Below are 20107 nucleotides of genomic sequence, written 5' to 3'. Positions count from 1 at the left end.
GCATTCGCGAGCAAGCCCGCTCCCACATTTAGATCAGCGTTATACCTGGCGTGAGCGTTGCCGGGACTATCAGGCTTGGCGTTTCCAACGACGCCACCGGGTACGCGCAATAATCCGCCGCGTAATAGGCACTGGCGCGATGATTGCCCGACGCCCCGACACCACCGAACGGCGCGGTACTGGCAGCGCCGGTCAACTGCTTGTTCCAGTTGACGATACCGGCGCGGCTTTCCAGCCAGAACTGCTGGTAACGCGCTTCGGAGTCCGACAACAGGCCAGCGGCCAGGCCGTACTGGGTGTTGTTGGCCTCAGCGATGGCACCGGCAAAATCCGCATAGCGGATCACCTGCAGCAGCGGGCCAAACAGCTCTTCGTCTTCACGTTCCGTCACCCCGGTTACGTCGATGATTCCAGGGGTCAACAATGCGGCCTGAGCCTGAGGCTGGGTCATCTCCAGCAGTGCCACGGCGCCATTGGCCAACATCAGTTCCTGGGCTTGCATCAAGGCTTTGGCCGCAGTCAGGGAGATCACCGACCCCATGAACGGCGCCGGTTGCTGGTCGAAAGCGCCCACTTCAATGCTCGCACTCACCGCCACCAGGCGCGCCAGCAAGGCATCGCCCCAGGCACCTTGCGGCACCAGCAAGCGGCGCGCGCACGTGCAACGCTGGCCTGCCGAGATAAACGCCGACTGGATGATGGTGTACACCGCCGCATCCACGTCGGCGACTTCGTCCACGACCAGCGGGTTATTACCGCCCATTTCCAGGGCCAGGATCTTGTCGGGGCGCCCTGAAAATTGCTGGTGCAAGTGGTTGCCGGTGCGGCTGGAGCCGGTAAAGAACAGGCCGTCGATGCCTGGGTTGGCCGCCAGGGCGATGCCGGTTTCCCGCGCGCCTTGCAGCAGGTTGAGCACGCCCGCCGGCAAACCGGCTTCGATCCAGCACTGTACGGTCAGCTCGGCGACCTTGGGGGTCAGCTCGCTCGGCTTGAACAGCACGGTATTGCCCGCCAGCAACGCCGGGACGATGTGCCCATTGGGCAAGTGCCCAGGGAAGTTGTAAGGGCCGAATACCGCCACCACACCGTGGGGTTTATGGCGCAACACAGCGGTGGCGTCGCCCAGGGGGCCGCTCTTCTCGCCGGTACGCTCGCGGTAGCTTTGCACCGAGATCGCAATCTTGTTGGCCATGCTGGTGACTTCAGTGGCCGACTCCCACAGTGGCTTGCCGGTTTCTTCGCCAATGCAGCGGGCGATTTCATCGGCACGGCTTTTAAGCGTAGCGGCGAAGGTTTCCAGCACGCTGATGCGTTCTTCGAGCGGGCGCTTGGCCCATGCCGGGAATGCCTGACGCGCAGCCTGCACGGCGGATTCGACCTGTTCAGCACTGGCACCATTGCCAGCCCACAGCACTTGCTGAGTCACCGGGTTGCGCGATTCAAACAGCTCACCCTGGCCAGCCAGCCAGCTACCTGCGATATACAGCGAATTCATTATTTGGACTCCCGAGCAGCAGACAACGCAACAGCACGTACTTGATCACCCACCACCAATTGCAGGCGCTTGGCGGTCTGTGGATCGACCACCAGCGTACCTGCCGCCAGACGGGCCGGAGCGGCGGTGATACGGCATTCTTCGCGCTTGCGGTTATGGATCAGGAACGGCGTGGCGTCGTCCCCCGGCGTGCCGATGGCCAACACCAGTGACTGGCTGTCGCGCACCGCACGGATCTTGCTGGTTTCACATTCCACCGCCGGGCCGGCGTCGAAAATATCCACATAGCCCTGGTAGCTGAAGCCTTCGCTCTTGAGCATGCTCAGCGCCGGCTCGGTGTCCGGGTGGACCTTGCCGATCACATTGCGCGCGTCTTCGGAGAGAAAGCAGCTGTACAGCGGGAACTTGGGCATCAGCTCGGCGATAAACGCCTTGTTGCCCACGCCCGTGAGGTAGTCGGCCTGGCTGAACTCCATCTTGAAGAAGTGCCGGCCCAGGCTTTCCCAGAACGGCGAACGCCCGGCGTCGTTGGACACACCGCGCATCTCGGCAATGATCTTGTTGCCGAACAGTTGCGGGAACTCGGCGATAAACAACATGCGCGCCTTGGCCAGCATGCGACCGTTGAGGCCGTTGCGATAATCGGCATGCAAAAACAACGAGCACAATTCGGAATTACCGGTGAGGTCGTTGGCCAGGAACAGCGTCGGTATCTCACGGTAGATATTCAGTTCCTGGGAAGCGCTGACAGTCAGCCCAACCCGGAAGTTGTACCACGGCTCGCGCAGGCCAACGGCGCCAGCGATGGCGGAGATTCCCACCACGCGGCCTTCGTCGTTTTCCAGCACGAACAGGTAGTCGGCATCGCCGCGCCCGGCTTCGCCGCGAAAGGTTTTTTCCGCCCAGCCCACCCGGTGGGTCAGGCGCTCTTCGTTGGCCGGCAAGGTGGTGAGGCCGGTGCCAGTGCTGCGCGCCAGGTCTATCAGGGCCGGTAAATCGCTGCTGCGTACGGGACGAACGATCATGCTATCTCCTCGAACGGGCCGCTTTTGTCAGCCACCCGCGAAACTCTCTTTTTAAACCGCAACCAGGCGCACACTGGCGCCTTCGCCAACGCCCAGCGCTTCGGCTGCCGCCAGGTCCAGGGTCACTGGTTTGCCGGGCGCGTAGTCCAGCTCCAGCATCACCGCACGGTAATCCTGCAACTGCGCGTTGCTCACCAGGTACTGGCGACCAACCCCCTTGACCATCTCACCGATTTTCACTGGCACCACGCGGCTCTGGGCAATCGAGCGAATGCCCGAGACCCGGGCGTGCAGCGTCGGGCCACCGTCGAAGATGTCGATGTAATGGTCAGTTTCGAAACCTTCACGCATGAGGATGTCGAAGGTGATTTGCGCACGCGGGTGCACCTGGCCCATGGCTTCTTGCGCTTCGTCCGGCAGCAGCGGCACGTAGATCGGATAGTGCGGCATCAGCTCGGCGAGGAAGGTACGGCTTTTCAGCCCGCACAGGCGCTCGGCGGCGGCGTAGTTGAGGTCGAAGAAGTTGCGGCCAATGGCATCCCAGAACGGTGAATCGCCGTTCTCGTCGCTGTAGCCGACAATCTCGGTCACCACCGAGTCGGCAAAGCGCTCGGGATGGCTGGCGACAAACAGCAGTCGGCCACGGGAGTTGAGTTCCGACCACGGCGAACCGACCAGCGCAGGCTTCACGTAGAAACTGGTGAGCAGGCTGTTGCCGGTAAGGTCGTGGCACTGGGAAAGCACGTGGATCTTGTTGTGGATCTTCAGCTCGCGGGAGGCGTGCACGAAGGTCTCGTTACGAAAGCTATAGAACGGCTCGGAGTAACCGGCCGAGGCCACGATGGCCGAGCAGCCGGCGAGCTTGCCGGTCTCGGTGTCTTCCAGCACGAAGAAATAGCTCTCTTCACCGTTGAAACTCACCTCGGCCGCGAAAGAAGCTTCGCTGGCCGCGATCTTGTCGCTCAGGCGTTCCACATCATCCGGCAAGGAGGTGACACCAATCGGGCTGTCCGCAGCCAGACGCTGTACCTCGCCCAGATCAGCCATTTGCGCGGGGCGCATCACCAGCATGGTGTCACTCCTTAACTCGAAAACTCACAGAGGAAAAAATGCCGGACACAGGCCCTGGATACACATCGGTCTCAATGTGTCAGCAGATCCATGTGGGAGCTGGCTTGCCTGCGATACAGGCAACTCGGTAATCAATGTCACCGAGGTGATGCTATCGCAGGCAAGCCAGCTCCCACATGTGTTCAGGTCCGGCCAATAAAATGTGTCGCTATCAGGCTTGCGTCAACGTCTTCACAGCACGCTCAAAACGATCCAGGCCTTCATTGATGTCCGCCTCTTCCACCACCAGGCTCGGCGCAAAACGCACCACGTCGGGGCCGGCTTGCAGGATCATCAGGTTTTCCTTCTCGGCCGCGTTGAACACGTCCTTGGCCTTGCCTTTGAAGGCATCGCTGAGTACGCAACCGATCAACAAGCCCATGCCACGCACTTGGGTGAAGATGCCGTACTGCTTGCCGATCTGCTCCAGGCGCGCCTTGAAGAGGTCGTGCTTGGCATTCACACCCGCCAGCACTTCTGGGGTGTTGATCACGTCGATCACCGCTTCCGCTACCGCGCACGCCAGCGGGTTGCCGCCGTAGGTGGTGCCGTGGGTGCCGACCACCAAGTGCTTGGCCAGGTCTTCACGGGTCAGCATCGCCGCAATCGGGAAGCCGCCGCCCAGGCTCTTGGCGCTGGTGAGGATGTCCGGGGTCACGCCGTAATGCTGGTAGGCAAACAGGTGTCCGCTGCGACCCATGCCGGTTTGCACTTCGTCGAACACCAGCAGCGCGTCGTTCGCGTCGCACAGTTCGCGGGCGCCTTGCAGGTAAGCCAGTTCGGCTGGCAGTACGCCGCCTTCACCTTGGATCGGCTCCAGCACCACGGCGCAGGTCTTGTCCGACACCGCGGCTTTCAATGCGGCCAGGTCGTTATAAGGAACGTGGGTGATGCCGGTGATTTTAGGCCCGAAACCATCGGAGTACTTCGACTGGCCACCGACGTTGACGGTGAACAGGGTACGGCCGTGGAAGCTGTTCAGCGCGGCGATGATCTCGTACTTCTCGCTGCCAAAACGGTCGAACGCCACGCGACGGGCCAGCTTGAAGGCGGCCTCGTTGGCTTCGGCGCCGGAGTTGCAGAAGAACACGCGCTCGGCAAAGGTGGCGTCGATCAGCTTGTGGGCCAGGCGCAGCGCCGGCTCATTGGTGAACACGTTGGAGACGTGCCAGAGTTTGTTGGCCTGTTCGGTCAAGGCACCGACCAGTGCCGGATGGGCGTGGCCTAGAACGTTAACCGCGATGCCGCCGGCAAAGTCGATCAGCTCTCGACCGGCCTGGTCCCACACGCGCGAACCTTGGCCACGCACAGGAATAAAGGCAGCAGGTGCGTAGTTGGGCACCATCACCTGGTCGAAATCGGCACGTTGCACCGGGGCTTGCTCAACGGACATCGGAGTCTCCTGAAGAGGAACGCCTGCCTGGAACTGGCGGGCGATGCAGGGATTGTAAGGACAGTTTTCAGTGGGGCCTTGTCGCCAAGCGACAACTTCTTATAGCGCCAACCCGTGTTTTTCGCGGGTTTACGCCAATGCGACAAATAGCGTCGCAATGGCGCAGTTTAAACGCTGCGGCAGGTTTACGTCAGGATCATGCAGCGAAAGGGTTGGCGCGCCCTGACGATCTAACCGCGCCTACCTGAGTTCCGGGCAGCACGGCCTCATAAGCAAGGGAGGCAAGCGCAAGATCTGCAGGTTTCTTTGCGGGCATCACTATATATGCTCCCGCCCTGCATCAAAGTTGGTGTGATGTCGCTGCCTCAACTCAATGAAGATCCAGCCCATGCCCACCCCAACTCAGACCTCGCTCTCCCAACACCTCGCACAAGTCGCAGCCGTAGTGCCCGCCGAGGTCAACCCCCGCCTACCGAAATGGCTAGGGAACGCCTCAAGTGCCCGGCGTCAGGCCCTGAAAAACAGCCCAATTGAATTCGCCGATTGGTATGGCGATGCCAACCGCACCCAGCAAGCTCCCGCCAAGAAGGCACTGGAGAACAGTTGGAAGGCGCAAAACCAAGTCGACAGCGCCCTGTCCACGCTCCAATCCCCGCAAGCATTTGCCGCACCCTTGCTGCAACAGGCACTCAAGCAGCAGTTTGACGCCGACTGCGACGTCAGCGCTATTTACCTGCGCTTGTATATCCCACAGACCACACCGCTGCTTCCCATAGAAACTGGCGCCAAAACCTGGACCGTTTCACTGGTGGAGGCGGCATTGCACAACTTTGATGCGGACGAAAGCAAGCCGACGGCATATGCCCCAGAGTCGACATTCATTACTCAGCCCTCCGCCACCGGGCAATTCAACACGCTGCCCCAATTACGCGAGAAAATCAGCATCGCGCAATTCATTGGATTATGCCGCGCGCTGGATGTCGGCAAGCAATACCAGCGCTACCTCAAGAACCTTTTGGGCTTCAATGACGCGGCGATCAAGGCTCAACTGCGCCAAAAGGTCATCAACAGCCTGAAAGCCGACGCCCAAGCCAGCTTGCATATGGCGCAGCTGAAAAAAGATATATCGCCCCAAGCGTTCAATGCACTTCGCAGCTTTCTCAAAAACCTGATCGGCGACCTGAACGGCAGGCCGTTGCTGTGCCATGACCTTAGCCTGATGAACGCCCCCTTGACCGGCATCGTGCTGTTCGCCGCCGACCTGGAGTCCAATCGCAGCGCCGTCCCGATGGTGGCCTACATTCCGGGCGACCCGCAATCGCCGCTCAAGTATTACGCCAACGGTCAGGCCTTCATGCAGGACCTGGCGAACAAACTGCGCAGCGCCGACTATCAGGCGTTTTTCAGCCGTTTCGTCAGGCATGAACAGCGTGGCTACTTCTTTGCCGATCTCAACAGCCGCTTATCACAGGTCGTCTGGCACGAGCATGTTTCGGGCGACCCCCGCCCTGTCTGGCGTGACGAACCCGTGGCCAAAACCAACCTGCAATTCTATGCGACGAAAATCACCAACGACCTGTACGAGCACCTGTATGAGAACAAGCTTGATAAGTTGCTCAACGATGCTCGCGTAACGGCCATTCCCACCGCCGACGCTGACAGAAATGCTCGCTGGCGGCACTGGGAGGTTGTGCAGAAAATCGGTGAAGCCATTCTCGAAATCGCCGCCTTCATCGCAACACCCTTTGTTCCGCCGCTGGGCTTACTGATGCTCGGCTATACCGCCTATCAACTGCTCGACGATGTGTTCGAAGGCGTGCTCGACTGGGCCGAAGGGCTCAAGCGCCAGGCATTCGGGCACCTGATGTCAATCCTTGAGCAAATGGTCCAACTGGGGATGTTCGCGGTCGGCGCACCGATCGCCGAAAACCTGTTGCGACAGACGCTACCGAAGGCGCTATGGGACTTCTTTGACAGACTCACTCCGGTGACCACCGACCGTAAAACCCGTCTGTGGAACCCCGACCTGGCGCCCTACGCCCACGACATTCAATTGGTTCCAGGGGCGCGCCCCGGCCCGCAGGGATTACATGCCCACCAACAAAAGCAGATCCTGGCGCTGGACGGGCAATATTTCTCCATCAAACAACCCTCGGGCAACGCTAGCCTTGAACACCCTACGCGCCCCCACGCCTACCGCCCACGCGTACTGAGCAATGGCAAGGGCGCCTGGTTGACGCCCGTGGATCGCCCGTTGACCTGGAATCGCACCACCTTGCTGCGCCGGCTCGGCCCATCTGCCGAAGGTATCAGCGAAGCCGGTCTTGAAAGAGCCAGTCGCATCAGCGAGACCAATGATGACGCCCTGCGCAAACTGTACATGGACCACCAACCGCCACCGCCGCTGTTGGCCGACACACTCAAGCGCATCCGGATCGATGAGCAGCTGCAAACTTTCATCGACCAAATGAACAGCGATGACCCTGCGATGTATCAGAAGGCTGATACCCAAACGCAACTGTGGCTGCTGAGCCAGACGGGCCTATGGCCCGAATCCAAGACCCTGCGGTTTCTCAACGCCAAAGGTGAAACCGTCTGGGAGCACAAAGGCCATAAAAACGCCGCCGTGGCACAGATACACGAAGCCCAGATGAACAAGGGCGATTTGCTGACGATCGTGCTGGAAACCTTGAACGAGTCGGAACGCAAAACCTTGCTTGAAGAGCCGTTCGGCCCCACGCCCACCCTGCCTGCACGCACCGCCAAACTGCGCAAACAACTGGCACGCGCAGCTCAGAAAAGCCGCGCCTCGCTGTTCGACTCGCGTTATCGCGGGCTGGAGATAACCGCTGACGCACGCCTGCAAACCATCATCGACGCCGCGCCCGGCCTGCCAACGAGCGCCGCCGAAGACGTATTACGCTGCTCCACCGGCCAGCAGTTGCTGGACATCGACCAAGGCAAGGTACCCGCGCCGGTACTTGAGCGAGCACGCTGGGCCGCTCATCACGTTCGAATCAGCCGGGCGCATGAAGGGTTGTACATGACCGCTCTGGAAAACAGCGACACCCACCGCCTCGCCCTGCACTCGCTGGAAAACCTGCCGGGCTGGTCGCCGTCTGTGCGCCTGGAAGTGCGCGATTTCAAGCAAACCGGCAAGCTGCACGATGCGATCGGCGCTCCTGAAGCACCGATCAAACGCACCCTGGTGCGTACCATCGACGGCGAGTACATCCCCGAAGACGAAAAAGGCATGGTGCTTGCCGAAACGGATTTTTACACTGCCGTCCTGCAGGCCCTGCCTGACACTCAGCGCGATGCGCTGGGCATTCATATCGGCCAGGGTCCGTTGTTGCGGCAAACCTTGAGCCAGCGCCCCCTGACACGTGAAGCGCTCGGCGCGTTGTTGGCCCAGGATCCAGTGCGCAAACCTGCCTACGACCCCAGGCTGATGCGCCTACCCGGCGGCATGGAAGGCTACCCCGCCACACCGCCAGAGGCCGGTAACACCCCCGAATTGGCGTTGTTACACGAGCTGTACCCTGGCCTGAGCCCGCAAGAGCTGGCTCAGACACTGGACATTTTGAACAGCTATCCCAGCACTCCCTTACAGACGCTCCGCTACCTGAAAAACGAGCTTTTACGACTGAAAACCGATCTGATGGCCTGGCGCTCGAGCCTCTTGCAGGCCTCTCTCAACACCGATGCCCCGCTACCCCCTTCCACCGTCGCCGAAGCGGAACTGCACCGCTGGATATGGACACAAGAACTGCTCCGCGGCTGGCGCCATGAAACGCCGATCGATACTGACCACGCAATCGGACGCACACTGAACCTTGGCTACCCCATTCACGGCGAACTGCCTGTACTCAATGCAAACTTCGATCACATTTCCAGTTTGACGCTAAAGGGTTACCCCACTACCCGGGGAGCGCCAGGTTTCCTCACCCACTTCCCCAACCTACGTACGTTGCATCTGAGCGACGTTGCCCTCAACACAATTCCTCCCGAGGTCATCGCACTTTCTCACCTTGACAGACTGACGCTGCGCAACTGCAACCTGACCCTGCAAAACCGCGCAGACCTTGATCCATTCACAGGACTCAAAAGCCTGGACCTGTCCAACAACAATCAGCTGTCACGGTCTCCCAACCTCGGGCACATGCCTGAACTACAGACGCTGAACCTGAGCGGAACCCATATCTCCCTGTTTCCCGAGAACTTGCTCAATCGCCCCCAACTAGTCAGCGCCGATCTGAGCAACAACTATTTGAGTCGGCTGCCTGATTTGATCTTCCAGCTGCCAGGCAATGCCGCCAAAGCCTTTAACCTGTCAGGCAACGGGTTCTCACGCGCCACGCTGCAGAGGATCAAAGCCTATTGCCAGATAACCGGCGAACATTTTGGTGCTGATGCCAACCCCGCGCAGAGGCTTATGGTGCAAGCGCTTTACCCCAAGTACAGCGTCGACCAGGCGAATAACTTCATCTTCAGGCTGCCCGGCGGCCTGGACGACTCAATGGCACACTTGGTGCGCTTGAAAGCGGACTACGAGCGTCTTCAAGCCGATTTGCAGGAATGGATAGTGAGTGTGCCGGCACAGCATCCGCTTACGAGGGCACCACTGGACGAGCAAGCGCAGGCTCAGCAGCAGTTGGTGCGAGACGAACTCAAAACAGTGCTGGAAGCAGCTTGGCGAAGGGAAACCGCTCTGGACTCCGACCAAGAGCCGCCCGCCGCCTCCCATGAGATGGAAGTGACGCTGGCGCCGCTAGGCGATCTACCGTCATTGAATATCGATTTCGAGCACATTTCGAAGCTGGAATTGAGAGCAGAGGAAACTACGTCGATTCCCCAGGGATTTCTCGAGCACTTTCCCAACCTGGAAAGCCTGCTGATCTACCGCTATGCCTTGAACGACATTCCTGGCGCCGTGTTCAATCTACCCAAACTCAAGTCACTGAGCCTTGCAAACAGCCATATTCGCTTGACCACCACCAGCGCGGACGCTCTGAGCGACCTGCAAAACCTTGAGTACCTGGACCTGAGTCATAACCCGCTGGGCGTCGCGCCCGACATCAGCAAAATGTCGGGACTGACAGGTTTGATGATCGAAGAAGCCGGCCTCACGCAAGTGCCGAACGGAATATTCAACCTGCCATCGCTTGATCAAGTGAGCTTGCGCAATAACCAGATTAGCGAGCTGCCCAGCGACCTCCTTGAAATGGATGCAGACAGAGCCCAGGGCTTCGACCTCAGCGGCAACCCCTTCTCGCCCGCGGCGATCGCCATGCTGCGCAGTTATTACAACCGCACGGCGGTAAGTTTCGATGTACCGGAAGCTTTACAACCCCCGCCGATCAATCCCAACCAGGACTCCGTCAGCGGTGGACCCGACACAGAGGGCGATGAATAGCCCGCCGCTCAACCGCGCTCGGAGGGCACCGACGACAACTCGAACGGGCTGCTGCTGCGCCGTTGGTTGCGGTCTTCACGGGGAGTAGCGCCGAAGAAGTTACGGTAGGCGCTGGAGAAATGCGGCCCCGAGGAGAAGCCGCACGACAGGCCGATCTGGATGATCGACTTGCTGGTTTGCATCAACATCTGGCGCGCCTTGTTCAGGCGCAGCTCCAGGTAATACTGGCTGGGAACGCGGTTAAGGTACTGCTTGAAGATGCGCTCCAGCTGTCGTCGTGACACGCACACGTGCTGGGCAATTTCATCGGTGGTCAGCGGCTCTTCAATATTGGCTTCCATCAGCAACACCGCCTGGGTCAGCTTCGGATGGCTGGAGCCCAGGCGGTTTTGCAACGGAATGCGCTGGCGCTCGCCGCCCTCACGGATGCGCTCCACCACCAATTCTTCAGACACGGCACCGGCCAACTCGGCGCCATGGTCACGGGCCAGTACCGCCAACAGCAGGTCAAGTACCGACATGCCGCCGCAAGCGGTCAGGCGATCACGGTCCCAGTCAAACAGGTGGCTGGTGGCGATGACCTTGGGGAAACGCTCGGCGAAATCGTCCTGCCAGCGCCAATGCACGGCAGCACGATAACCATCCAGCAAACCAAGCTGGGCCAATGGGTACACGCCTGCCGATAACCCGCCTATCACGCAACCAGCCCGAACCAGTTGCTTGAGCGCGGTGCTGAGCTGGGAGGCGATGGCGGCAGGCGGCTCATCCGCCAGCAGGAACAGTTTCTGAAAACCTTCCAGCTTGCCGGCCCACGGCTCGCCCGGCAGTTGCCAGGCCCCCTCGGTTTGCGGCTCGGCCTGCAGAAACGACAATTCGTAGACCACATCCGGATGTACCCGCTGAGCAACGCGCAAGGCCTCCTCAGCCAGCGCAAGCGTGAGTGCTTTTGTGCTGGGCCAAATCAGGAAACCAATTTTGTGGGCGGTCATGGAGTGCTATCCGGAGCGAAAACGGTGAAAGAAGCTGTGGGCCAATGCTAGCCCGTAAACCAACACAAATCTCAAAAACAATGAAGCCCTGCCCTCCTGTAGGAGCGAGCTTGCTCGCGAAAAACCTGAGAACGCCACGGGGTATCAGGCTTCCCGCGTTATCGTTGACGATCTTCGCGAGCAAGCTCGCTCCTACAGGGGAGGGGTGGCAACCTTGACTATTTCAAGCTGCCGGACAGGAATTGCTGAAGGCGCTCGGACTGCGGGTTCACCAGCACTTCGCGAGGATTGCCCCGTTCTTCAACAATGCCTTTGTGCAAAAACACCAACTGGTTCGACACTTCGCGGGCAAAGCCCATTTCGTGGGTCACCACCACCATGGTGCGGCCTTCCTGGGCCAGGTCCTGCATGACCTTGAGCACTTCGCCCACCAACTCCGGATCCAGCGCCGAAGTAGGTTCGTCGAACAGCATCACCTCAGGTTCCATCGCCAGCGCGCGAGCAATCGCTACGCGCTGCTGCTCGCCACCGGACATGTGGCCCGGGAACGCATCCTTACGATGGCCCACGCCGACTTTGGCCAGGTAATGCTCGGCCTTTTCACGGGCCTCTTTCTTCGATATGCCCAACACGTGCACCGGGGCTTCCATCACGTTTTCAATCGCGGTCATGTGCGACCACAGGTTGAAATGCTGGAACACCATGGACAGGCGTGAACGCATACGTTGCAGTTGCTTGGGGTCGGCAGCCTTCATGGCGCCGTCCTTGTTGGCCACCAGTTTCAGCTCTTCGTTATTGAGCAGAATCTTGCCGGCGTGGGGCTGCTCCAGCAGGTTGATGCAGCGCAAAAAGGTACTTTTGCCCGAACCGCTGGAACCGATGATGCTGATCACATCACCGGCGGCGGCGGCCAGGGACACACCTTTGAGCACTTCATGACTGCCATAGCGTTTATGCAGGTCTTGGACTTCAAGCTTGTACATGCGGTCGGTTCTCACAAAAACAGGTGGTCAGTCGTTGAGCAAGCGCCCGTGACGCAGCGCTTCGCGCCCCGCCACCTTGGCCAGCCAGAAACCCGCTTGGGCATAACGTAGCCGTTCAACGGCAAACAACACCCCCGAGGTGCCCGCGCAAATAGTGCTTACGCGGTCAGTCAGGGGGTCAATCACTTCAAAAATCTCGTCGCCGGTTTCTACCCAGTCGCCCGCTTTACGCAGGTAACTGATCACCCCGGCATGGGGCGCGAACAGCAGCTCGGTGCCCTCAAAAGGCACACCTTCGCAAGGTTCGTGTTGCGGCGCAGGCCACTCGCCCTTGATCAAGCCTTGTTCGGCGAGGAACGCAAGGATGCCTTCGGCGTGGAAGATGGCTTCATCACGGCCGGTGTCGGCCTGGCCGCCCAACTCCAACGTCGTTGCCAGGCAGGCCAGCGGAATCTGCGCCTGCGGGAACATGCGCGACAAACGCAGCCACGGCAACGAGCACGCCTCGTCAAACGAACTGCCGCCGGAATCTTCCGCCAGCAGGCCGACCTTCACATTCAGATGTGCCGACAGCGACCGCCACTGCGGCCAGTGTTGGGGCAGCGCGTACATGTGCAGTGCGGCTTCGGCGTCGCAATGCAGGTCCAGCACCACATCGGCGGTGCAGGCATGGCTCAGCAGGATACGCTGCATGCCTTGCAACTGGCTGCTCGGCTCGGGCAAGGCGGCCAGCGTATCGCTCATGGCCTGGCGAATCATGCGCACATTGGCGTGCGGGTCATCACCCAGTTTGCCTTGCAACAATGCACCGACCGGCTCGCTCAACTCAACGAAGTCGCGATTGAAGTTCTTGCCGCTGCCCACTTCGAAACGCCCCTGGTGGCTGCCCTGCAACAGCTGGCCAAGGCCCATCGGGTTAGCCACCGGCACCAGCTCGATCACGCCGTTGAGGGCGCCCTGCTGCTCCAGCTTTGTGAGGCGTTTTTTCAGTTCCCACGCGGCACGCATACCCGGCAACTCATCGGCGTGCAGGCTGGCCTGGATATAGGCCTTGCGCTCGCCGCTGCCAAAGCGGAACACGCTCAGTTGGCGCTCGCAGCCCAAATGCCCCCAGGGCAGCAGATGATCGATACGTTCCATATCAGTGCTTCCGTGGAGCCAGGTAGCTCAGCCAGCGGCGCTCGGCCAACTTGAACAGGCGCACCAGGATGAAGGTCAGGCACAGGTAGAACACGCCGGCGGTGATATAGGCTTCGAACGGCAGGTAATACTGGGCATTGACCGTACGCGCGGCACCGGTGATGTCGATCAGGGTAACGATGGACGCCAGGCTGGTGGTCTGCAGCATCATGATCACTTCGTTGCTGTACTGCGGCAGCGCGCGGCGCAGGGCCGACGGCAACAGGATGCGGCGGTACAGTTTGTAGCGCGACATGCCCATGGCCTTGGCCGCTTCGATCTCACCGTTAGGAGTGGCCTTGAGGCTGCCGGCGATAATTTCGGCGGTGTAGGCGCTGGTGTTGATCGCAAACGCCAGGCACGCACAGAATGTCGCGCTGGACAGCAGCGGCCACAGGAAGCTTTCGCGTACCGCTTCGAACTGCGCCAGGCCGTAGTAGATCAAAAACAGCTGCACCAGCATCGGCGTGCCGCGGATCACGTAGGTGTAAAGCCAGGCCACGCCGTTGACGATCGGCTGCTTGGACACGCGCATCAAGCCCAGGGGCAAGGCCGCGAGCAGGCCGAAGAACAGCGAGATAGCGAGCAGTTTCAGGGTGGTCAGCAGGCCGCCGAGGTACAGCGGCATGGCCTCCCAGATGACGTTGTAGTCGAAGATCATAGATCAGCCGCCCTTACGCCTACCGAGTAGCGCTTCTCAAGGTAACGCAAGGCCAGCAACGACACGCTGGTGATCACCAGGTACATCGCCGCCACTGCGAGGAAGAAGGTAAAAGGCTCGCGGGTGGCGTCTGCCGCCTGCTTGGCCTTGAACATCATGTCTTGCAGACCTACCACCGAAATCAGCGCGGTGGCCTTGGTCAATACCAGCCAGTTGTTGGTAAACCCAGGGATCGCCAGCCGAATCATCTGCGGCACCATCACCCGGAAAAACACCTGGAAGCTGCTCATGCCATACGCCAGGCCGGCTTCAGCCTGCCCCTTGGGAATGGCCATGAAGGCGCCACGGAAAGTTTCCGACAGGTAGGCGCCAAAGATGAAACCCAGGGTGCCGATACCGGCGGCCAAGGGGTTCAAGTCGATATAGTCGTCAAAGCCCAATAGCGGCGCGACGCGGTTAAGCAAGTCCTGGCCGCCATAGAAAATCAGCAGGATCAGCACCAGGTCGGGGATCCCGCGGATCACCGTGGAGTACAAGTCACCCAGCCAAGCCAACCAGCGCACCGGCGACAGGCGTAACGCGACCCCGATCAGACCCAGAACAATGGCCAAGGCCATGGACGACAAGGCGAGCTGAAGCGTCAACCAAGCGCCATCGAGGATAACGGCCCCGTAGCCTTTCAACATGATTCAGGTCCTCGAAAAGGGGGATGAAAAAATGGCGCAAACTTCAGGATGACTGTTGCTTGCGCCATTTCGGACAGACAGCTGCGATGAGTTACTTGGCGTCAGCGCCGTAAATATCGAAGTCGAAGTACTTGTCCTGGATTTTCTTGTATTCGCCGTTGGCACGGATTGCAGCGATGGCCGCATTGATGCGCTCAAGGTTTTCCTTGTCGCCTTTGCGCACTGCGATGCCGATACCGTCGCCGAAGTATTTGGCTTCGGTGAACGATGGGCCTACAAACGCGTAGCCTTTGCCGGCGTCGGTTTTCAGGAAACCATCTTGCAGCAGGGTGGCGTCAGCCACGGTACCGTCGAGACGACCGGCAGCCACGTCCAGGTAGATTTCGTTCTGGGTACTGTAACCCTTGATATCCGCACCTTTTGGCGCCAGGACTTCACGGGCGAAACGATCGTGGATCGAACCGCGCTGCACACCGATCTTCTTGCCCTTCAACTCATCCAGGCTGTCGCTGACGGTGGTGCCTTCCTTCATCACCAGGCGCGCTGGGGACAGGTAGTAGCGGGTGGTGAAGTCCACGGATTTCTTGCGGTCTTCAGTGATGGACATGGACGACAGAATCGCGTCGATCTTGCGCACTTTCAGCGCAGGGATCAGGCCATCGAATTCCTGCTCAACCCAGGTGCACTTGACGTCCATCTGCTTGCACAGCGCATTGCCGATGTCGTAGTCAAAACCGACGATGCTGCCATCCGGCGCCTTCGAGGCAAACGGAGGGTAAGCCGCTTCGATACCAATTTTCAGCGGCTTGCCTTCGGCGAAAGCCTGCATGGACAGCACGGACAGCGCCAGGGCGCCCAACAGCACGAGTTTCTTCATCTTGGGACTCCATCGGTATAGGGCAAAAACAGCAGTATGAGCCATGGCCCACGATGCGGCGAAGGTGTAACCGAATAGCGGTGCTGCGTCCTGCGCGGGCGACACCTGCGACGACGAGCGAGTGATCGGCATTCTAACGACAGGCCGGAAGCCGATATTTCCTCAATGCGACAACAATTTACAGAAGCACTGAGAAAGCGGTTCCAACACATTGACAGCCTCTGAATTTTATGCAGAGACAAAAGATATTAAACCTGATGATGCTGCAAATTGCGGGCCTATTATTCGCAAACCCTTCTAGCACGGCAAGTCTGGCGTTTAATCTTATTTTTGGGGGTGTCTAGAACGCGGTTTTTCGGGGCGGGGGCGTGGTCCATTGCCCCAGCTTTGTGCGGGTGGTTACACATTTGAGCGGGCCGGTAACATTCAGAAACGTCCTACCGGGAAAACCGATATTTATTGGCTTGGTCGTGATGCGGCTCTGTCAGACCGCCACCCACACCCCTTTATGAAATGCGATCTGAACTGTGGGAGCTGGCTTGCCTGCGATAACGGTGTATCAGCCAAAGATGGGCTAACTGATAAATAGCTATCGCAGGCAAGCCAGCTCCCACACTGCATCTCGGTGTTACATGGCCCCCCACAAAAAAGCCCCACCCGGCTTGCACCGAATGGGGCTCTGTCCCACCTACCCCGCTTACGCGACGTTCATGGTCTTGTGCGTTTCAATCAAATGCGCCACCACGCTTGGATCTGCCAAAGTAGAGATATCCCCCAACCCGTCGTATTCAGCCGTGGCGATCTTGCGCAAAATGCGCCGCATGATTTTCCCCGAGCGCGTTTTCGGCAACCCGGGCGCCCACTGGATTACGTCCGGCGAGGCAATCGGCCCGATTTCCTTGCGCACCCAGTTTTTCAGCTCCAGGCGCAGTGCTTCGTTGGGCTCTTCGCCATTCTTCAAGGTGACATACACATAAATGCCCTGCCCCTTGATGTCATGCGGCACGCCCACCACCGCCGCCTCGGCGACTTTGGGGTGCGCAACCATGGCGCTCTCGATCTCGGCAGTACCCATGCGGTGGCCGGACACGTTCAACACGTCATCCACACGGCCAGTGATCCACCAGTAACCATCCTCATCGCGACGTGCGCCGTCACCGGTGAAGTACATGCCGCGGAAGGTCTTGAAGTAGGTGTCGACAAAACGGTCATGGTCGCCGTACAGGGTACGCGCCTGGCCTGGCCAAGAATCCAGAATCACCAGGTTGCCTTCGGCGGCGCCTTCGATGATGTTGCCCAGGTTGTCCACTAGCGCCGGCACCACACCGAAGAACGGCCGTGCGGCCGAACCCGGCTTCAACGCATGGGCGCCTGGCAGTGGGCTCATCAGCGTGGCACCGGTTTCGGTCTGCCACCAGGTGTCGACGATCGGGCAACGGGATTGGCCGACGTTCTTGTAGTACCAGTCCCAGGCTTCCGGGTTGATCGGTTCACCCACCGAACCCAACAGGCGCAGGCTGCTGCCGTCGGCGCCTTCACAGGCGGCGGTGCCGGAGGCCATCATGGCGCGGATCGCAGTCGGTGCGGTGTAGAGGATGTTGACCTTGTGCTTGTCGACGATCTTCGCCACGCGGGTGATGTCCGGGTAGTTCGGCACGCCTTCGAACAGCAGCGTGGTCGCGCCATTGGCCAGCGGGCCGTAGACGATGTAGGTGTGGCCAGTGACCCAGCCCACGTCGGCAGTGCACCAGTAGATTTCGCCCGGGCGATAGTCGAATACACGCTCGTGGGTCAGGGCCGCATAGAGCAGGTAGCCGCCGGTGGTGTGCTGCACGCCTTTAGGCTTGCCGGTAGAGCCAGAGGTATAGAGGATAAACAGCGCTTCTTCGGCGCCCATTTCTTTTGGCGCGCAGACGGTGCCCGCCACTTTCATCAGGTCTTCGTACCAGATATCGCGATGCTGGTTCCACTTGATCGCGCCATTGGTGCGCTTGCACACGATCACCTTCTGGATGCTGCTGGTTTCCGGGTTGGTCAGCGCGTCGTCAACGTTAGCCTTCAGCGGAATCTTCTTACCAGCGCGGATGCCTTCGTCAGCGGTAATCACCACTTTCGACTTACAGTCGATGATGCGACCGGCCAGGGCTTCCGGGGAAAAACCGCCAAACACCACCGAATGGATCGCGCCGATGCGGGTACAGGCCAGCATGGCGACCACGGCTTCGGGAATCATCGGCATATAGATAGTCACCACATCGCCGCGGTGCACATCCTGGCCGCGCAAGGCGTTGGCGAACTTGCAGACTTCCTCATGCAACTCGCGGTAGGTGATGTTGCGGCTCTCGGCAGGGTCGTCGCCCTCCCAGATGATTGCGATCTGGTCGCCACGCTCGGCGAGGTGACGGTCCAGGCAATTGTAGGAAACGTTCAGGGTGCCATCGGCGAACCATTTGATGTCGACATGGTGGTCGTCGAAAGAGGTCTGCTTCACCGCGGTGAAAGGCTTGACCCAGTCAAGGCGCTTGGCTTGCTCGCGCCAGAAGCCATCGGGGTTGACCACCGACTGCTGGTACATGGCCTTGTAGGTCGCCTCGTCGGTCAGCGTATTGGCTGCTACTTCGGGGCGAACGGGGTACAGGGAAGCCGCACTCATCTTTCTTACCTCGGTGACATAGTTGTTGTTGTATGGCCCCTGTTGTAGCCGGGGTGGGCCTATAGAACCATTCGACGATGGTAGTAACAAGACCCTACAAATTGCCCTGCTATGCCTTTTCACCGCTCTGGCCCGCGTGCTGCGACGCCTGGCAGGTCTCTGAAAAAATCTTGATTGAGGGATTGTTACAAAAACCGCCAAAAGTGTTTATCAAAAGCACGGGTATATGAATATAACCGAGGCGCCTAAAATCAACTCCGCCAACAAGGCACTCTGATTAACAACGCAACAGCCCCCACGAAGGCAACGTTAATCCGAACTTCCCAACTTTTAAGTGACACACGCGGCCTCACAAGGGCCCCGTGCCCCCTTTCGCCCTGAAGAAGGTAATGAAGCAATGAAAGCGTTATTAGTGATCGCCCTGAGCAGCCTGTGCGCCACCGCTGCCCTGGCGGACGAAGCCCCGACTGAACTGGCCGGCCAGAACGCCCCGATTGTCGAGAACTACACCTATAGCACGCACTTGGATGTGGCCAAAGTCTTGTCCATGAGCAGCATTCCAGAAGTCTGCGAAGTTGTACCGGTGAAGATGGAATATGAAGATTCTCAAGGCCAGCGTCATATTCTCAACTATCAAGTAATGGGCAATGGTTGCTCTAACGGCTAACAACTTCTGAAGTTGGATTCTTAATTGCCGCAAGAAATCGTTCTTGCGGCCAAGAACCCGCCCTTGAATACACCCCACATCAATTGTGGGAGCTGGCTTGCCTGCGATGGCGATTTCAGCCACGACCACTCTTTTTACGCCCCCTTCCCCTGCCCCAAAAAAAACATCCCCGCCCATCAAAAACCCCCACGCCCAGCAAAGCCTTGCAAACACTCGCTTTGGCCGAAACCCACGTCATTTTGGCGCTCCCAAGTGACCATCCGCCGCAACACAAACCTGAATTTTTCCCTATAATGCGCGGGTAAATCGGGCCTGCAATATCCCTTTACACAGGGATAAAGAGCCAGACCTTGAGCCTGCGCTGCAGCAAGTACGCATCGCTGCGCCCCTCAAGCCTCATGCAGCACCCGCAACCTGATTCCGTTTATTTGCCTGCGCGAGCTGTTGCAACAAACGATTCCTTAAGATCCACCGCGGCCCTAGGGCCGTGTGAACACCCAACCATCCGGTTTCACACGGGCACCTTTGAGCCCTCACGCAGGAGACGACACGTCATGCTGAGCTGGGACGAATTCGACAAAGAAGAAGAAGGCGAAGTAGCCGCTAAAGGCGCCAACGCCGGCCACGCCACCGAAGCCAACATGGACCGCCTCGACGGTGCCGGCGCCGCTGCCGCCGTGGAAGCCCGTGCCGTCACCGCCAACGACTCCGCCGCCATCGTGCGCGCCAAGGCCGCCCTGGACAAACTCGACGTCGCCGAAGGCCTCGCCGAGCTGGAAGGCGCCTCCGCCCGCGTCGCCGTTGACGAAAAGCGCATGATCAACTGCCGCGCCGACCTCAACCAACTCGTGCCATTCAAGTACGACTGGGCCTGGCAGAAGTACCTCGACGGCTGCGCCAACCACTGGATGCCGCAAGAGGTCAACATGACCGCCGACATCGCCCTGTGGAAAAACCCCGAAGGCCTGACCGA

The 20107-nt window shown here is 59.5% G+C and carries 14 protein-coding genes and 1 pseudogene; 3 read left to right on the top strand and 12 right to left on the bottom strand.

Going from position 1 to position 20107, the window contains the following annotated elements:
- Window positions 1-28 precede the first annotated feature (28 nt).
- The 4 genes from astD to BT204_RS26565 form a co-directional block, all read right to left on the bottom strand.
- The gene (gene astD, locus BT204_RS26580) at window positions 29-1498 is read right to left on the bottom strand and encodes a succinylglutamate-semialdehyde dehydrogenase (protein ID WP_175550994.1); all 1470 of its coding nucleotides are present in this window, start codon (window positions 1496-1498) and stop codon (window positions 29-31) included.
- Entirely contained in the window at window positions 1495-2520 is a 1026-nt protein-coding gene (gene astA, locus BT204_RS26575) for an arginine N-succinyltransferase (protein WP_003193612.1), read from the bottom strand. The genes astD and astA overlap by 4 nt, the downstream gene beginning before the upstream one ends.
- 51 nt (window positions 2521-2571) lie before the next feature.
- Window positions 2572-3591, bottom strand: coding sequence for an arginine/ornithine succinyltransferase subunit alpha (aruF, locus tag BT204_RS26570; RefSeq protein WP_015885475.1), 1020 nt, complete (start codon window positions 3589-3591; stop codon window positions 2572-2574).
- Between the two features lie 211 nt (window positions 3592-3802).
- Window positions 3803-5023: an aspartate aminotransferase family protein gene (locus BT204_RS26565; RefSeq protein WP_034128468.1), complete on the bottom strand. Its 1221-nt coding sequence runs from the start codon at window positions 5021-5023 to the stop codon at window positions 3803-3805.
- 388 nt (window positions 5024-5411) lie between these two features.
- On the opposite strand from BT204_RS26565, the gene BT204_RS26560 reads away from it, so the two are divergent.
- Window positions 5412-10439 carry a leucine-rich repeat domain-containing protein gene (locus BT204_RS26560; RefSeq protein ID WP_072448852.1) on the top strand — a complete coding sequence of 1676 codons (5028 nt, stop codon included), beginning with the start codon at window positions 5412-5414 and terminating at the stop codon, window positions 10437-10439.
- A gap of 8 nt (window positions 10440-10447) precedes the next feature.
- Here the strand turns inward: BT204_RS26560 and argR are convergent, their stop codons facing one another.
- The 8 genes and pseudogenes from argR to acs form a co-directional block, all read right to left on the bottom strand.
- A complete protein-coding gene (argR, locus tag BT204_RS26555; RefSeq protein ID WP_034128470.1) occupies window positions 10448-11428 on the bottom strand; it encodes a transcriptional regulator ArgR in 981 nt (326 codons plus the stop codon).
- Window positions 11429-11525: 97 nt separating this feature from the next.
- Window positions 11526-11612 (bottom strand): annotated as a pseudogene (locus BT204_RS28245) (outer membrane lipoprotein carrier protein LolA); the annotation flags it as partial.
- A gap of 34 nt (window positions 11613-11646) precedes the next feature.
- Window positions 11647-12411 (bottom strand): ABC transporter ATP-binding protein, encoded by a 765-nt coding sequence (locus tag BT204_RS26550; RefSeq protein WP_014719598.1) that lies wholly within the window; start codon window positions 12409-12411, stop codon window positions 11647-11649.
- Between the two features lie 27 nt (window positions 12412-12438).
- Window positions 12439-13551 carry a succinylglutamate desuccinylase/aspartoacylase family protein gene (locus BT204_RS26545; RefSeq protein ID WP_054896742.1) on the bottom strand — a complete coding sequence of 371 codons (1113 nt, stop codon included), beginning with the start codon at window positions 13549-13551 and terminating at the stop codon, window positions 12439-12441.
- Between the two features lies 1 nt (window position 13552).
- Window positions 13553-14251, bottom strand: coding sequence for an ABC transporter permease (locus tag BT204_RS26540; RefSeq protein WP_034119440.1), 699 nt, complete (start codon window positions 14249-14251; stop codon window positions 13553-13555).
- A complete protein-coding gene (locus tag BT204_RS26535; protein WP_003193627.1) occupies window positions 14248-14937 on the bottom strand; it encodes an ABC transporter permease in 690 nt (229 codons plus the stop codon). The genes BT204_RS26540 and BT204_RS26535 overlap by 4 nt, the downstream gene beginning before the upstream one ends.
- 91 nt (window positions 14938-15028) lie before the next feature.
- Window positions 15029-15814, bottom strand: a complete 786-nt coding sequence (locus BT204_RS26530; RefSeq protein ID WP_034128472.1) for an ABC transporter substrate-binding protein — start codon at window positions 15812-15814, stop codon at window positions 15029-15031.
- A 697-nt stretch (window positions 15815-16511) separates the two neighbouring features.
- On the bottom strand, window positions 16512-18467 hold the full coding sequence (gene acs / locus BT204_RS26525; RefSeq protein WP_005790645.1) for an acetate--CoA ligase: 1956 nt from the start codon (window positions 18465-18467) through the stop codon (window positions 16512-16514).
- Between the two features lie 397 nt (window positions 18468-18864).
- On the opposite strand from acs, the gene BT204_RS26520 reads away from it, so the two are divergent.
- Both BT204_RS26520 and BT204_RS26515 read left to right on the top strand, forming a co-directional pair.
- Window positions 18865-19134 (top strand): DUF2790 domain-containing protein, encoded by a 270-nt coding sequence (locus BT204_RS26520; RefSeq protein WP_054896740.1) that lies wholly within the window; start codon window positions 18865-18867, stop codon window positions 19132-19134.
- Between the two features lie 554 nt (window positions 19135-19688).
- Window positions 19689-20107, top strand: a 419-nt coding sequence (locus BT204_RS26515) for a ribonucleotide-diphosphate reductase subunit beta (RefSeq protein WP_175550992.1), incomplete at its 3' end; no start/stop codon positions are given.

The sequence above is a fragment of the Pseudomonas sp. NFPP02 genome, assembly GCF_900119355.1.
GTDB classification, from domain to species: domain Bacteria; phylum Pseudomonadota; class Gammaproteobacteria; order Pseudomonadales; family Pseudomonadaceae; genus Aquipseudomonas; species Aquipseudomonas paracarnis.
Note: the sequence above shows the minus strand (reverse complement) of the source record. Positions and strands in the feature narration are given on the sequence as shown.